The sequence below is a fragment of the Vibrio kagoshimensis genome (assembly GCF_050337535.1).
Classification (GTDB): Bacteria; Pseudomonadota; Gammaproteobacteria; order Enterobacterales; family Vibrionaceae; genus Vibrio; species Vibrio gallaecicus.
Genome location: NZ_JAKJSZ010000060.1, coordinates 1 through 765 on the forward strand (window position 1 = coordinate 1; position 765 = coordinate 765).

Annotated in this window: 2 rRNA genes; both read left to right on the forward strand. The window is 41.1% G+C overall.

Annotated features, from left to right (window positions below):
- Window positions 1–174, forward strand: a 23S ribosomal RNA gene (locus L4C37_RS22395); the annotation flags it as partial.
- Window positions 175–301: 127 nt separating this feature from the next.
- Window positions 302–417, forward strand: a 5S ribosomal RNA gene (rrf, locus tag L4C37_RS22400).
- Window positions 418–765: the final 348 nt, after the last annotated feature.

Genomic DNA, 765 nt, shown 5'->3' on the forward strand with positions numbered 1-765 from the left:
GGAATCGATAAGCGCTGAAAGCATCTAAGCGCGAAGCGAGCCTTGAGATGAGTTTTCCCTGACGCTTTAAGCGTCCTTAAGGGTTGTCGTAGACTACGACGTTGATAGGCAGGGTGTGTAAGTGCTGCGAGGCATTGAGCTAACCTGTACTAATTGCCCGTGAGGCTTAACCATACAACACCCAAGGGGTTTTGTGGACTCGATAGAAATACCAGACCTTGAATGAGTTTGAAGAGAACGAAACAGCTTTCCAGATTATTTTGCCTTCAGTTTTTAAAACTGRAAGTAAAAGCAAAATTTGCTTGGCGACCATAGCATTGTGGACCCACCTGATCCCATGCCGAACTCAGAAGTGAAACACAATAGCGCCGATGGTAGTGTGGGGCTTCCCCATGTGAGAGTAGGACATCGCCAGGCTTTAATTTCGACTTTGTCTAGTTTCTAGACAAGTCACCATAGGGTTCTAAGTTTTCTTAGTATTTTATGTTGACTTTCAAAGTGGAAAGCGTATTATACGCGTCCTGCTTAAGTGCTAAGGCACTGAAAGCAAAGCTCTTTAACAATTTAAACCTATCAATCTGTGTGGGCACTCGTTGATGAATATCAAAATTTGTTTTGCATTAGCAAAGCAAGATTTCCTCGGAAATCAATTTGGTTTCAATGAACTGAGTGACCAATACAAAATTAAGTTTACTTAATTTTGGCACAGTCAATTCATTACCATTCTGTTGGAATGGTAATAGCTTTAGAATTACATGTTTACTT